Annotated in this window: 13 protein-coding genes and 1 riboswitch; of the genes, 4 read left to right on the top strand and 9 right to left on the bottom strand. The window is 69.3% G+C overall.

Annotated features, from left to right (window positions below):
* Positions 1–34 precede the first annotated feature (34 nt).
* The 5 genes from N8A90_RS03385 to N8A90_RS03365 all read right to left on the bottom strand — a co-directional run bounded on the left by N8A90_RS03385 (position 35) and on the right by N8A90_RS03365 (position 4,608).
* Entirely contained in the window at positions 35–472 is a 438-nt protein-coding gene (locus tag N8A90_RS03385; protein ID WP_262073247.1) for a hypothetical protein, read from the bottom strand.
* A gap of 34 nt (positions 473–506) precedes the next feature.
* Complete coding sequence (locus tag N8A90_RS03380; protein WP_262073246.1) at positions 507–992, bottom strand: YiaA/YiaB family inner membrane protein; 486 nt, start codon at positions 990–992, stop codon at positions 507–509.
* A gap of 126 nt (positions 993–1,118) precedes the next feature.
* Positions 1,119–1,787, bottom strand: coding sequence for a phosphatase PAP2 family protein (locus N8A90_RS03375; protein ID WP_262073245.1), 669 nt, complete (start codon positions 1,785–1,787; stop codon positions 1,119–1,121).
* Positions 1,787–3,724, bottom strand: a complete 1,938-nt coding sequence (locus N8A90_RS03370) for an MFS transporter (protein WP_262073244.1) — start codon at positions 3,722–3,724, stop codon at positions 1,787–1,789. Before N8A90_RS03370 ends, N8A90_RS03375 begins: the two co-directional genes overlap by 1 nt.
* Entirely contained in the window at positions 3,721–4,608 is an 888-nt protein-coding gene (locus N8A90_RS03365; protein WP_262073243.1) for a hypothetical protein, read from the bottom strand. Before N8A90_RS03365 ends, N8A90_RS03370 begins: the two co-directional genes overlap by 4 nt.
* A 128-nt stretch (positions 4,609–4,736) precedes the next feature.
* On the opposite strand from N8A90_RS03365, the gene N8A90_RS03360 reads away from it, so the two are divergent.
* The gene (locus N8A90_RS03360; RefSeq protein WP_262073242.1) at positions 4,737–5,504 is read left to right on the top strand and encodes a helix-turn-helix domain-containing protein; all 768 of its coding nucleotides are present in this window, start codon (positions 4,737–4,739) and stop codon (positions 5,502–5,504) included.
* A 161-nt stretch (positions 5,505–5,665) separates the two neighbouring features.
* Positions 5,666–5,774: riboswitch (glycine riboswitch) on the top strand.
* Between the two features lie 81 nt (positions 5,775–5,855).
* Positions 5,856–7,082, top strand: a complete 1,227-nt coding sequence (locus tag N8A90_RS03355; RefSeq protein ID WP_262073241.1) for an FAD-dependent oxidoreductase — start codon at positions 5,856–5,858, stop codon at positions 7,080–7,082.
* Here the strand turns inward: N8A90_RS03355 and N8A90_RS03350 are convergent, their stop codons facing one another.
* Genes N8A90_RS03350 through N8A90_RS03340 form a run of 3 tightly spaced genes read right to left on the bottom strand, consistent with a single transcriptional unit; the run spans position 7,083 to position 9,657 of the window.
* The gene (locus tag N8A90_RS03350; protein WP_262073240.1) at positions 7,083–8,345 is read right to left on the bottom strand and encodes an FIST N-terminal domain-containing protein; all 1,263 of its coding nucleotides are present in this window, start codon (positions 8,343–8,345) and stop codon (positions 7,083–7,085) included.
* 40 nt (positions 8,346–8,385) lie between these two features.
* Positions 8,386–9,105, bottom strand: a complete 720-nt coding sequence (locus N8A90_RS03345; RefSeq protein ID WP_262073239.1) for a PhaM family polyhydroxyalkanoate granule multifunctional regulatory protein — start codon at positions 9,103–9,105, stop codon at positions 8,386–8,388.
* A 60-nt stretch (positions 9,106–9,165) separates the two neighbouring features.
* Positions 9,166–9,657 carry a copper chaperone PCu(A)C gene (locus N8A90_RS03340; RefSeq protein ID WP_262073238.1) on the bottom strand — a complete coding sequence of 164 codons (492 nt, stop codon included), beginning with the start codon at positions 9,655–9,657 and terminating at the stop codon, positions 9,166–9,168.
* A 137-nt stretch (positions 9,658–9,794) separates the two neighbouring features.
* Between N8A90_RS03340 and N8A90_RS03335 the strand changes: the two genes are divergently transcribed.
* Together N8A90_RS03335 and N8A90_RS03330 are read left to right on the top strand one after the other, a co-directional pair.
* Positions 9,795–10,394 (top strand): MarC family protein, encoded by a 600-nt coding sequence (locus N8A90_RS03335; protein WP_262073237.1) that lies wholly within the window; start codon positions 9,795–9,797, stop codon positions 10,392–10,394.
* Positions 10,391–11,560 (top strand): toxin-antitoxin system YwqK family antitoxin, encoded by a 1,170-nt coding sequence (locus tag N8A90_RS03330; protein ID WP_262073236.1) that lies wholly within the window; start codon positions 10,391–10,393, stop codon positions 11,558–11,560. Before N8A90_RS03335 ends, N8A90_RS03330 begins: the two co-directional genes overlap by 4 nt.
* A 166-nt stretch (positions 11,561–11,726) precedes the next feature.
* Here the strand turns inward: N8A90_RS03330 and N8A90_RS03325 are convergent, their stop codons facing one another.
* Entirely contained in the window at positions 11,727–13,331 is a 1,605-nt protein-coding gene (locus N8A90_RS03325; RefSeq protein ID WP_262073588.1) for an ATP-binding protein, read from the bottom strand.
* Between the last annotated feature and the right edge of the window lie 26 nt (positions 13,332–13,357).

The following is a 13,357-nucleotide window of genomic DNA, read 5'->3' as shown; positions in this document are numbered from 1 at the left end:
TCGTAGCGACCGAAATGGGTCGGGGTGCGCGGGTTCACATCAGCCTCTCGTTGTGAAGCAGCGCACGGCCGATGGCGTTCGGAATGAAGGCGATCATCTCGCCCGCGGCCGACAGCACGACGCCGCTGCCGATCACGTCCACCGTGACGACGGTGCCCACCGCGATCGCGCTGCCCTGCGCTGCATGGCCGGCCAAGCGGACGCTGGCGCGAGCGCCATCCGACGCGCGCTCCAGCAGGTAGACGGTGCCCTCGGCCGAGGCCTCGACCGCCACCACCGTGAGCGCGGCACCACCCACCGACAGGGCCACCGGCACGGCCACCACGGCGCTGGCGGAGGCGCCCGCCACCGAGGCGGTGCCGACCACCGAGGCCACCGGCACCAGCGACAGGGCCGCCGAGGCTTCGCTCTGCGCCTGCGCCGCGAGGGCTGTGCAGGCGGCCAGCAGGGAAACGACGAACATCTTTTTCATGAGAGTGCTCCTGAAAGGGTTGGGGCGCCGCGGGTCATTCCGCGGTGGCATCGACGGCGCGGGCTTCGCGGCGACCTTGCAGGCGGGCCTCGGCCAGATCCGCCTCGTGGCGGTCGCGCAGCGTCTTGGCCAGGGTGAAGGCCGCGCTGATGAGGAACAGCCAGCTCACGCCGAGGAAGGCCTTGTAGGTCTCATGGATCTCCATGCGCAGCAGGCCCCAGCCGGTCAGCCCCATGGCGGTGAGGAAGCCGCCCCACACCACCAGCTTCCACATCGGCGTATCGCCGGCCGAGCGGACCGTGCCGTGCTGGTTGTCGCGCACGAACTTCGCCAGCACGAACGCCGCCGACAGGCAGAACACGTAGCCCATCACCATGAAGGCGCGGTCGAGCGCCGCGCCGGGCAGCCAGCCCAGGCCGATGGCACAGAGCGACACGGCGACACCGAAGGAGGTCCAGACCTGGAGCTGCCAGGCCCGCGTGTCGCGCTGGAGAGAGACGAGGGAGGGAAGGTTCTGCATGAAAGCCTCGCGGCGTTGTGAAGGTGATCAGATGATCGACCTCAGCTTACCGAAAAGGCGCATATCAATGCACCAGGCCTCCATTACAGTGCCATCGGTACCGGATTTCGATACCGATTCAAGACCTCACGTCCGATGCAGATCGTCCCGGGTGTAAGGGCGCTCGATGCCGGCCAGCCGGACGGCGATGGCTTCGAGCAGATCCTGCGTCGGCGCCGGCGCGCCCGGCGACTGGAAGGCCAGCGGCAGCAGCAGCCCGAGCAGCATCACCGGCCACGGCACGCGCGGCGCCGGCTGCGCGCGCACCAGCCGCAGGAACGCCAGGCAGATCGCGATGCCCAGCAGCAGGCCGGCCGCGACCTCCGACACCGAGTGCGCGAAGATCGCCAGACGCGAGGCGCCGATGCCCGCGCCCAGGGCCCAGCCAGCCGCCACCGCCACGCGGCGCACGGCGGGCGACTGCCGCGCCGCGACCATCCAGAAGGCCACCGACCACACGCTGGTGCTGATCGCCGTGTGGCCGCTGAACCCCGTGAAGTTGAACCGGGCGCTGCCCACGCCCCACCCCAGGAAGGCCAGCTTCGACACCACGATCACCGCCCCGCCGACGCCGAAGGCCAGGCACCAGCTGAACGCGGTCCAGCGGCCGCCGCCCGGCGACAGCCACAGCAGCAACGCGATCAGCACCGACGCCGGCAGCAGCAGGCCGCTGTCGCCCAGCCAGGTGAAGGCGTGCCAGAACGCCGGCGGCACCGCACCGAGGGCGCCCCAGAAAGCGTCGCGCAGCCCGCCCATCAAGCAGCGAGCAGCCCGCTGACGCGCGACTGGAGCGATTCGGGCTGCACCTCCAAGCCGGGCACGGCCGGCCCGACGTTGAGCCCCACGCGGCTGAACAGCCCCCGGCGGAACGGCCGCACCATGGCGACGTTCTGTCCGTCGCGCTGTTCGATGCGGCTGAAGAAGGAGCCCCAGAGGTTGGTCAGCGCCATCGGGATGACCGGCGGATCCATGCCCTCGGCACGGGCGGCGCCGAGGATCTTCATCACGCCGCCCTTGAAGGGCTGCAGCGTGCCGTCGCGGGTGATGGCGCCCTCGGGGAAGATGGCGAGCAGGTCGCCTTCACGCAGCACGTCGACCGCCTGCGCGAAGGCGCGTTCGTAGGCGACCGGGTCGTCCTTCTGCGGCGCGATCGGGATCGCCTTGGCCAGCCTGAAGAGCCAGCCCAGCACCGGCACACGGAAGATGCGGTGGTCCATGATGAAGCGGATCGGCCGCGGGCTGGCCGCCATCAGCAGCACGGCGTCGATGAAGCTCACGTGGTTGCACACCAGCACCGCCGCGCCCTCGGTCGGGATGTGCTCGTCGCCGCGGATGCGGAAGCGGTAGATGAAGTGCGACAGCAGCCAGGACACGAAACGCAGCAGGTATTCGGGCACCAGCATGAAGATGTAGAAGGCCACCACCGCGTTGGCGATGCCGGTGAACAGGAAGATCTGCGGGATGGTGAAGCCGGCCTTGAGCAGCGCGCCGGCGATGACCGAGCTGGCGATCATGAAGAGCGCGTTGAGGATGTTGTTCGCCGCGATGATGCGCGCGCGGTGCGTCGGCTGGCTGCGCAGTTGAATGAGCGCGTACATCGGCACGCTGTAGAGCCCGGCGAAGAGCGACAGCAGGCCGAGGTCGGCCATCACGCGCCAATGCGCCGCCTGCGCCACGAACGCGCCCAGGCCCATCTCCGGCACCGCCGGCAGGCCGCGCGAAGCGAAGTACAGGTCGATCGCGAACACGCTCATGCCGATGGCGCCGAGCGGCACCAGGCCGATCTCGACCTGGCGGCGGCTGAGCGTCTCGCACAGCAGCGAGCCGATGCCGATGCCGATCGAGAACACCACCAGCAGCAGCGAGGCGACCTGCTCGTTGCCGTGCAGCACCTCCTTGGCGAAGCTCGGGAACTGGCTCAGGAACACCGCGCCGAAGAACCACATCCACGAGATGCCCAGCAGCGAACGGAAGACGACGATGTTGCCGTGCGCCAGCTTCAGGTTGCGCCAGGTTTCGCTGAACGGATTCCAGTTGATGACGAGGTTCGGATCGGTCGCCGGCGCGGCCGGGATCGCCTGTGCCACGCCGCGCCCCACCAGCGCCAGCCCCACGCACGCCACCGCCACCGTCGTGTGGCCGATGCCCGGCAGCGCCACCAGCAGGCCACCGGCCACCTGGCCGAGCAGAATGGCGACGAAGGTGCCCATCTCGACCATGCCGTTGCCCCCGGTGAGCTCGCGCGCGTCGAGCACCTGCGGCAGGTAGGCGAACTTGACCGGGCCGAACAGCGTGGAATGCAGGCCCATGAGGAACACGCAGCCCAGCAGCACGGCAGCGTCGGCCCGCACGAAACCCCAGGCGGCGATCGCCATAATGGCGATCTCGAGGTTCTTGACGACGCGGATCATCCTCGTCTTGTCGAACTTGTCGGTCAGCTGCCCGGCGGTCGCAGAGAACAGCAGGAAGGGCAGGATGAAGAGCGCGCCGATCGCCAGGCCCGCCATGGCCGGCGGCATCCAGCTCAGCTGGAGCTGGTAGGTCACCATCACGGTGAAGGCGAACTTGAAGAGGTTGTCGTTGGCCGCGCCGGCGAACTGCGTCCAGAAGAAGGGGGCGAAGCGCCGCTGGCCCAGCAGGGCGAACTGGTTCGCGTGGACCTCGGTCGAAGCAGCGGCGGCGGGTGTTGTCATTCGAATGTCCCTGTCGGGGCTCCTCGGGCCGTCATGGCGGCGGCGCGTGGATTGTGCCGCAGGGCCCGACACGTCAACCCGTCGACCGCCTGCAGCACCGGCCAGGCCGCGCAGGCCGCGACCAGGTGCTTGAGCGTGTGGCCCGAGACGATCTGGCCGGTCGCCTCGAAGACCCAGTGATCGCCCAGCTCGAGGAGCTTGGCCGCGGCATAGAAGAAGATGACCGCGCCGAGCTTGAGGCCCATCGCGCCCGGCACCGGCCGCAGCAGCGCGAGCCCCAGCACCAGCGCCATGCCGCCGAACTGCACCACCGCCCAGGGCAGCACGTCGCCGCGCTCGTGGTAGACCGTCACCGCCATCAGGCCGCCTGCGAAGGCCACGCAGGCCGCCGGCCAGCCGGCGCGCAGGCTCACCCGCTCGCACACCGCCAGGCCGAGCATGCCGGCGAAGGCGATCGCCATGCCGGCGCGGTCGGCCGCGAGCCGCAGCGCGTCGGGCTGCAGGTGATAGAAGACCGAGCCGGCCGCCGTGAAGACCAACCCGGCGAAGAACAGCCAGGCGCAGTCGAGCGCGCCGGCCGAGCGCAGGCGCTCGTGCAGCGTGTCGAAGCGCCGCAGCCGCAACAGGCCCCAGACCCCGAAGACCGCGAACGGCAGGTTGCTCGCCACGTCCATCGCGAAGGGCAGGCCGTGCCAGGCCCGCATGTCCGCGAAGCCGGCGCCGGTCGCCGACGTGGGGTCGGGCACCGCCGGCCCGAAGCAGGCGACCAGCACGAAGGCCGCGACGAGCCAGAGCAGCGCGCGCTCGCGCCCCTCCAGTGGCGCGAGCTGCGGCGCCAGGCGTTGGAACAGCGGCCAGGTCGGGAAGCGCTTGGATCGATGCATGGTGGACTCCGGTGGTGCGGTGGGAGCGGAATCTAGTTGCCACCGGAACAATTTGGCATCGAAAATCGATACGGTCTGCCAATCCAAGCCGATCGGTATCGAAAAACAGTACCAAGGACTCGTCTTCCATGAGCACCACCATCGACCTCGTCCAGGCCGTGAAGAACGAACTCAAGAGCGCCCGCATGACCTACGCCGATCTGGCGCGCGGTCTGGGCATGGCTGAATCCAGCGTCAAGCGGATGCTGGCCAAGGGCGACATGCCGCTGAGCCGGGTCGACGCCATCTGCCGGGCGCTCAAGATCGACTTCGCCGAGCTGGCCCGCCGCGTGGCCGACGCCCAGCCGCTGCTGCGCGAGCTGACGCAGGAGCAGGAGAAGGCGGTGGTGCGCGACAAGAAGCTGCTGCTGGTGGCCATCAACGTGCTGAGCCAATGGACGCTGGAGCAGATCGTGGCGGCCTACCGCATCACCGAAGCGGAATGCATCGCCTGCCTGGTGCAGCTCGACCGCATCGGCATCATCGAGCTGCGGCCGCTCAATCGCTACCGGCTCAAGCTGGCCAAGACCTTCCGCTGGCGGCCGCACGGGCCGGTCATGGACTTCTTCCGCGAGAACGTGGTGCTCGACTACTACCGCGGCGGCTTCGACGGCCCGGCCGAGGGCCTGCTGCTGGTGCACGGCTCGATCAGCCGGGCCCTGGCGCCCTCCTTCCTCGAGCGGCTGCAGCGGGTGGCGCAGGATTTCGCGCAGCAGCACCAGACCGACCAGAAGCTCTCACCCAACGACCGCGAGGGCTACACCCTGCTCCTGGGCATGCGCAACTGGGAGTTCGAGGCCTTCACGCGCCTGCGCCGCAGCGACGCCAAACCCGCCAGCGCCGTGCGAGCGCCCTGAAAACCACATCGTCACATAGGCCGAACGGCCAGCCGCACCAAATTGTCAACAAGGGTAAACTCCAGGTCTGCAGGAGAGCGGGTGTTCTCACCCCACCGTACGCGCAAACTCCCATGAACGCCGAGGTGAACCGCATGCCGGTTCGATGACTGCGTCTATTGATCTAGCCGTCTGGAGAGCCATCGCCCTGGCGCGATGCACCGAAGGAGCAACCCCGTCGCACGTCGCGTGCGGGCGAATCTCTCAGGTACCAAGGACAGAGGGAGCGGCAACCCGAACCCCGGATCCGACCAGCGACCACACAGCTTGTCGTGCATCCGCCGTTTGTGCCATCCCACAAGGATTTGGACCATGCGCGTGATTGTTCTGGGCGGCGGGCTGCTTGGCGTCGCTTCGGCCTACTACCTCCAGCAACTCGGCCACGAGGTGACCGTGATCGACCGCCACGGCACGCCCGCGGCCAAGGTGCGGGGTCTGGTCGAAACGCCCTCGCCCGCCGACACCCCGCCCGCCCAACGTCCCGGCGCCCTGTGGCGCTCCGCGTTCGAGCGCGTGCGCAACCGCGTGCACGGCTGGACCGGCTACCTGACCGGCGCCGCCCATCGGCCCACGGAACGCATGGAACATCTGGCGCGCCTGAGCGCCTACAGCCGTGAAAGCGTGCGTGCGCTGGGTCGCGAGGCGGGCGTGACGCAGCCGCCCCGGGGCGCAGGCTGGATGCGGATCTACACCGACACCGAGGCCTTCGAGCAATTCGCGCGCGGTGTGCCGCGCCTCCATGCGCTGGGCTGCGTGCTGCACCTGCTCTCGGCGGACGAAGCCCTGCGCATCGAGCCCTCGCTCGAACCCCTGCGCGGCCAGCTCGCCGGCGCCGCCTTCACGCGCGAAGGCACCTCGTCCGATGCCAGCGGCTTCGTCGGCAGCGCCATCTTCATGTGCCGTGCCGCCGGGGTGCACTTCCTCATGAACCACACGGTGACCCAGCTGCATGCACGCGAGGGCCGGGTCGACCATGTCGAACTGCGCAACGCCGACGGCGAACGCACCACGCTGCGTGCCGACGCCTACGTGATGGCCCTGGGCAGCGGCAGCGCGCCGGTGGCGCAGGGGCTGGGCGTGCCGCTGCGGCTGCGGCTGGTCCACGAGCATTCGGTGCTGCTGCCGCTGAAGAACCCGGAGCGGGCGCCGCAGGTCATGCTGCAGGACCTGGGCAGCCGGCTGCGCCTGCAGCGCGTCACGACGCCGGACGGCGACCGGCTGCGGGTATGGACGACGGTGCGGGCCGAGAGTGCCGCTGCCGCGCTGCGCGACGACGTGCGGCTGGCGCGCATGCTCGCGCGGGTCGAGACCCTGTTCCCCGGCCTGGTCGATGCGCGCGGCGCGGTGCTGACCACCACGCCCTACGCCCGCAGCGCCAGCGGCCTGCCGTTGATCGGCCGCACCCGCAGGCGCAACCTGTTCCTGAACGTCGCACCGGGCGCGCCGGGCTGGATCCACGCCTGCGGCGCCGGCAAGTCGATCGCCCGCATCGTCAGCGGGATGTCGCCCGAGGTCGAATTCGCCTTCGCGAAGGGCTGATCAGGCGACGAAGACCGTCAGCACGCCGGTGTAACCGTAGACGTGGTGGCGGGCGATCTCGCCGGCCGCGAAGAAGCCGGTCAGCGGCACGTCGCCCAGCGCATGCCGGACGATCTGCATCTCGGCGTTGGGCGCGCCGAAGTGCGGCCCGCCGCGGCCCGAGCAGCTGACGTACACCGCACCGGCCACGCGGCGCGCCGGATGCGGGGCGGCCTCGGCCTCGCCGGCGGCCACCGCGCGTGCGGTCGCGAGCGTCTGCTCCTCGGGCTCGAGTTCCTCGCGGATCTCGGCGCAGATGCGCATCAGGTCGGCGCGCGCGGCCTGCGCGTTGCGCCGGCAGAAGCTCATGCGCATGCCGGCTTCGGCCACATCGGCGATCGCGATGCCGCGGCGCGTCGGGTCGAGCCCGATGATGTGGCGCACCAGCACGTCGGACCCCAGGTCGCCGGTGCGGCGGATGCCGTCGCTGCCCGCGTCGACCAGGCCCACCAGCGTCGCACGCACCGCTTCGATCGCCGTCTGCGGCTCGTCGAGCGACACGTTCAGGTCAGACAGCAGCATGTCGAGCGCCGGCTCGCCGTCGAGCTTGAGCAGCAGGTTGCCGTCGGCCTCGGTGATCTCGCGTTCGCGCGACACCGGCTGGCAGCCCTGTGTGACGCGCGACACCAGCCGCACACCTTCGCCGAACAGCACGCCCGACATGCCGCCCGAAAAAACGCCACCGGCCGCGCCGTGGCCGCGGATGTTGCCGTTGCCGCCGATCGCGAACTGCAGCGATTCGTCGCGCCCCGAGGAGAGGCCGCCGAACAGGTAGCCGGTGTCGGTGCGCCCGGCCATCTCGCCGATCAGTTCGGCCAGCTCGTGCGTGCGCGGGTCGGCATGGACCAGTGCCGTGTGCGCCTCGAAGCCGGCCATCTCCGAACTGCCCAGCGGCGCCACCCCCGAAAACACGCGGTACTGGTCGCTCGGCAGCGCACACAGCATCAGGCTCAACGCCGGCTCATCGAAGTACTCGGCGTTGTTGGCGGCCACGCCGACGGCGACGGTGCCGGACCAGTCGGTCACCTCCGGCAGCTCGGCGCTCAGGTGGTCGAGGATCTCCTGCGCGTGGTCCGCGTAGTGGTCGGTGATGTAGAGCAGGCCCAGCGTCGGCGCGGAGGCGTATTCGGGCAGCGCCATCTGCGCGCGCACCTGGGCCAGGGCGAGACCGGCGGCCATGATCCATTGCGGATGGGTGGCGTGGCCGGTGGGAAAGAGTTTCATGCGCGGGGTCCGGAATGTTCGGGGTGGGCGCAAGACGGCTTCATCGGCTGCGTGAGCGCGATGCGGCCGGCGTCTTGCGCGCGGTGGTCTTCGTCGATTGCGAGGGCTTCGTGGCCTTCTTACCGGCTGCCGCCTTCTTGGCCGCGGCAGCCGGCCGCGCCACGGGCGCATCGGCACCACCGAGCATCTTCGAGTGGCCGGCGTCCTGCATGGCGGTCTGGGCGATCTGCTGGAACTGCTGCGTGAGCGCGTTCCACCATTGCAGCGGATCGACCACGCCGGGCGCGGCGGCGGCGGCGGCGCTCTTGGCGCTCTTGCCGCTCTTGTGCGGCGGTGTGGCCGACGACGGCTCAGCCTCGGCCTCTTCGGGGGCCGCCGCTGCAGCCGGCGCGCTGGGCGGTGCGGCCGGGGGCGCCGTCGGCTCCGCGGCGGCGGCCGCGCGGGTGAAGACCTTGGCCAGGTCTTCCATCTGCACGTTCATGCCGCGCAGGGTCGACAGCGTCATCTTCTGCACCTCGAGCGCCTGGATGGTTGCCTTGAGCGCGTGGCCGTTCTGCTCGAGCCAGTACTGGACCGTCTTGAGTTCCTGGATGCGCTTGTCGACCTCTTCGACCGACAGCGTCGGCGCCACCCAGCTCGACAGGCTCGGCATGCCGGGCACGGCGCCGCCGCCCGGGTTCGCGCCGCCGGCAAGGTTCTTCAGGAAGTCGAAACCCGGGACGAACTGGCTGAAGGCGAAAGGGGATGTCGCATCGCTCATGGGTGTCTCCGGCTGTGGGTCCGCCAGCTTACCCCAGCGTGCCCGCAGCAACGTCGGCGATCAGTGCTTGTACATGTGCGCCGGCGCCGCGCCGGCAGGCGCCGCCGAGCGCACCGGGGCATCCAGCGAGAGCGTGCTCTTGGCGCCCTGCGCGTCCTGGAACTGCAGCGTCAGCGGGATCGTCGTGCCCTTGGCGACCGGATGCTTCAGGTCCATCAGCATCAGGTGGTAGCCGCCGGGCTTGAGCTCGACGGTCTTGTGTTCCGGCAGGTCGAGGCCCGGGATGGCGCGCATGCGCATCGTGTCGCCCTCCATCTTCATCTCGTGCACCTCGGCCACGCCGGCGACCGGCGTGCTGACGCCGACCAGGCGCAGGCCGGCGCGCGCCGTGAGCTTCATGAAGGCACCGGTGCCGCTCTGGCCGGGCACGGCGGCGCGCACCCAGGCGTCCTGCACCTCGACCGGCGCGGCCGGCTGGGCGAGCGCGGATGCGCCGGCTGCGGCGAGCGCCATGCAAAGGGCAGCGCGACGCAGCGAAGGGATGAAGGGCATGCAGGTCTCCAGAAATTTCGGATGGCAGACGGTGGACCGGAAGGCGGTGTGCGAGTTCAACGGCACGGCGTCTCGGGGGGTGCTGCGAGCGATTATCGGAGCCAACATGTACACGTTTTGCAACAGATAATGGGCCCGTGACCTACACCTTCGCCTCCGCCACGGTGCTGCTGCTGCTCATCTGCGACCCGCTGGGCAACATCCCCATCTTCGCCAACGCGCTGCGCCATGTGGCGCCCGAGCGGCGCGCGGGCGTGATCCTGCGCGAGGTGCTGATCGCCTTCGTGCTGCTGCTGGCCTTCATGTTCGTCGGCGACAGCTTCCTGCGGGTGATGGGGCTGTCGGGGCTGTCGCTGCAGATCGCGGGGGCGGTGGTGCTGCTTCTCATCGCGCTGCGCATGATCTTCCCGAACCACACCGCCTACGAGAGCACCGACACGCGCGAGCCGCTGATCGTGCCGCTGGCCATTCCCGCCCTGGCCGGCCCGTCGGCGCTGGCCACCGTGATGCTGCTGGTGTCGCAGGCGCCGGAACGCCGGCTCGAATGGATCGCCGCGCTCAGCGTGACCATGGCCGTCTGCGCGCTGGTGCTGGTGCTGTCCGACCGCATCCAGCGCCTGATCGGCGACCGCGTGGTGCTCGCGCTCGAGCGGCTGATGGGCCTGATCCTGGTGGCCGTCGCGGTGGAGATGATGATCCGCGGGCTCAAGTCGCTGGTCCTGGAGATGGGCCGATGAGCACGCGCGTCGTCGTGGCCCTCGCGGCCGCGCTGCTGCTGGCACTGGCCGGCGGCACCGCGCACGCCGTGCAGGACTGCGACCTCAACGGCGAGCGCGTCAACCCGGCCAACGGCAACACGACCCAGGGCAAGACCGGCGTGATGCGCTGCAAGGACCGCGACAGCGGCGAACTGCAGCGCGAGCAGGAGCTGCGCAACGGTGTCTTCATGGGGGCCGTGCGCTACTACGACCGCGGCAAGCTGGCCAAGGAACACAGCGTGAACGCCCGGGGCAACCTGCACGGCCGCGCCCGCGAGTTCTACCCCGACGGCCAGCTGCTGCGCGAGGCGACCTACGACGACGGCCGCGAGCTGGGCCTGGTGCGCAGCTTCCACCCCAACGGCCAGCTGCGCCGGGTCGCGTTCTACACCGAGCCGGGCGGGGAGCGCGCGTCGGCGGAGTTCACGCCCACGGGCCAGCTGTCGGCGCTGCGCTGTGCCGACAAGGCGGTGCTTGCGCCGGCAGCGGACGATGCGCGGCTGTGCGGCTTCGGCGGCAGTGCGCCGTCGCAGGTCGAGCTGTTCGACGCCAACGGCGGCCTGCGCGCGCGCCTGGCCTTCGTGGCCGGCAAGCGGGTGCGCAGCGAACGCCTCTACGACAACGGCAAGCCCGAATCGATCGACGAGCTGGCGGGCAACCAGCGCATCGAACAGCGCTTCTCGTCCGAGGGCGTCAAGCGCTACGAACTGGCGGCGCTGGTGGGCGAGCGCGGCAGCGTGAAGCAGCGCGAGGCGGAGTATTCGGAGCGCGGTTCGCTGCTGCGCGAGCAGCGCTGGAACCCGGCCGGCGCGGCGCTGAGCGACGACAGCTTCTACCTCAACGGCCAACCGCGCAGCACGACGGTCTACAGCGGCGAAGGGCTGGAGCGCGTGGCCGACATCACCGAGTTCCACGACAACGGCCAACGCGCCGCGCAGGGCCGCTTCAGCGCCCCCGCACCGCGCGGCCGCCTGCTGCCGGTGGGCCTGCACCGCCGCTTCGACGAAGCGGGCCGCCTCCAGAGCGAGTCGGCCTACGACAACCAGGGCCGCGTCATGCGCGAGCGCACCTGGGACGCCAACGGCCAGCCGGATCGCGACGACGAGGTGTTCCCGGACGGGTCGCGGCGGGCGTTCGCGAAGTAGGAATCAGCCGGTCTTCACGGATGCACCAGCTCTTCGATGAGCTGGGCGCGCAGACACGGCAGTGCTTTCTTCAGCCCCTTAAACTTGACTTCGGGCACTCAGGCACGCCGATGGTCTTTATAAGTGCTTGATTTTTAAGAACTATTTCACCCACCAAAGCGGCGCTTTAAACCTTTTCCGGCCCGCCAGGGTTAAAGACGGGGGAATCCGCCAAATGCCACCGCGCCCATCGCCGCTGGCCCAGCACACGAATGGCGCCCTCGTTGCGCAACTCGTCCAGCAGGTGCTGCACCGCCTTGACCGGCAGCGCCGGCAGCACCTGACGAAACTCGCTCAGCGGCGCCCCGGCCTGCCCTTGGTCTCGGAGATGCTTCAGCAACAGCGCCTTGTTGGTTCCATGATCGAGCCCGCGCTTGCGCGTGTAGGTGCCCTTGGCGCCTAGCGCGGCATAGAGCGCTGCCGCCAAGATGTAGCGTGCGCTCTTCCCACGGCCAAGCACCTCCACGGCGCCCGCGGCCGCCAACGCCGGCAGGCGCTCCTGCAATACAGGCGTCAAGGGCCGCTCCTGCTGAAGGCATTCCAGCGCCAGGTAGTCCAGAGTCGAGAACGACCGCAGCGTCTCTTCACCCAGGCGCTCCATGAAGCGAACGAACGCTGGGTTGCGCACGCCGCCTTCCAACGTCAATCGCACCTCGTGCGCCGCTGTTCCGGCCAAGCTGGGCAAGGGCTTGCCCTGCCGAACCGCGCTTTCCACCGTCAGGTTCAGACCCTGACCCGATCGCTCGATCAGGCCGCACTTGGCCAAAGCCTCGGCCAGGCGGCGGTTGCGGGGATTCTGCTGATCGATGATGTTTTCGGGCGTGATGCCCGGCGGCAGACCGCCAGGGCTCACGACTTCCAGTCGCTTGGCGTACTGCCTCACGAACACCGAACCACCCAAGCGATAGTCGCGATGCGCCAGCGCATTCAGCACGGCTTCGCGCACCGGCACCTCGTCGAAAGTCGGCAGGTCCATGCGAAAGAAGTCGTCCTGGTAACTCTGCCGATCATTGCGCAGATTGATCTTTTTCCAGAGCTTGTCTTGCCAGGCCAGAAAGCCTTCGCGGTATTCCTCGCGGTCAGCCGCCGGACCGGCAGCCTCGGACGACCGGTACTCGAAGATCAGCTCAGCCTGAGGCAGACAGCGACCCAGAACAGCTCGTGTGCCCAGCAGGATCAGTGCCGCGTAGCTGACCCGGTCGCCCTCGACCAGCAGTTCCGCATTGCGCAGCGTTTCAGCATCGCTCCAATCGTGCTTGCGCGGATCGGCCGACTTCTGCGCCCAGCGATCGCGGAACACTGCGACGGATTCCGGCGCCAGGTCGACCAGTGTTGCCCCTGGACAAGGTTGCGCCGAAAAGTCCGGTCCCGTTTCCGCGAACATGGCTCGCAGTTCGTGATCGCTCAGCGGCGCGAGATCATCCCCCGCCCGCTTGTAATAGCGGCCATCGATCTGCCACGCCGTACCCGGCAGCCGCGAAGGCACATGCACGATCACGACGCGCCCCTCCGGCAACCGAAGCTCTTCCACGGGAATACGGTGGCCCAGCTTCTGGTGCAGACCGGCCTCGGTGCGGCCCGGCTCATCGAAGGCCAAGGAGCCGACGATCCTGCGCGGTCGCTTGTCCGTCACACCCAGCACGATGGTGCCGCCACCTTCGTTGGCCAGTGCCACGCAGTACTTCAAGAGCTTCTCGAAGTCGTACTTCAGCTTGGCTTCCTTGAACTCCAGCCGATGACTTTCAGGCTCGGCGAGTC

Origin of the sequence: Variovorax sp. N23, from assembly GCF_025486315.1 — a bacterium.
Taxonomy (GTDB): Bacteria; Pseudomonadota; Gammaproteobacteria; order Burkholderiales; family Burkholderiaceae_C; genus Variovorax.
This window is presented reverse-complemented; position numbering and strand designations above follow the sequence as displayed.

Excerpts from the sequence above, each read along its gene's own strand:
- N8A90_RS03350 (WP_262073240.1), bottom strand. The coding sequence starts at position 8,345 with ATGAAACTCTTTCCCACCGGCCACGCCACCCATCCGCAATGGATCATG.
- N8A90_RS03355 (WP_262073241.1), top strand. The coding sequence starts at position 5,856 with ATGCGCGTGATTGTTCTGGGCGGCGGGCTGCTTGGCGTCGCTTCGGCC.
- N8A90_RS03370 (WP_262073244.1), bottom strand. The coding sequence starts at position 3,724 with ATGACAACACCCGCCGCCGCTGCTTCGACCGAGGTCCACGCGAACCAG.
- N8A90_RS03375 (WP_262073245.1), bottom strand. The coding sequence starts at position 1,787 with ATGGGCGGGCTGCGCGACGCTTTCTGGGGCGCCCTCGGTGCGGTGCCG.
- N8A90_RS03360 (WP_262073242.1), top strand. The coding sequence starts at position 4,737 with ATGAGCACCACCATCGACCTCGTCCAGGCCGTGAAGAACGAACTCAAG.
- N8A90_RS03380 (WP_262073246.1), bottom strand. The coding sequence starts at position 992 with ATGCAGAACCTTCCCTCCCTCGTCTCTCTCCAGCGCGACACGCGGGCC.
- N8A90_RS03345 (WP_262073239.1), bottom strand. The coding sequence starts at position 9,105 with ATGAGCGATGCGACATCCCCTTTCGCCTTCAGCCAGTTCGTCCCGGGT.
- N8A90_RS03330 (WP_262073236.1), top strand. The coding sequence starts at position 10,391 with ATGAGCACGCGCGTCGTCGTGGCCCTCGCGGCCGCGCTGCTGCTGGCA.
- N8A90_RS03340 (WP_262073238.1), bottom strand. The coding sequence starts at position 9,657 with ATGCCCTTCATCCCTTCGCTGCGTCGCGCTGCCCTTTGCATGGCGCTC.
- N8A90_RS03385 (WP_262073247.1), bottom strand. The coding sequence starts at position 472 with ATGAAAAAGATGTTCGTCGTTTCCCTGCTGGCCGCCTGCACAGCCCTC.
- N8A90_RS03365 (WP_262073243.1), bottom strand. The coding sequence starts at position 4,608 with ATGCATCGATCCAAGCGCTTCCCGACCTGGCCGCTGTTCCAACGCCTG.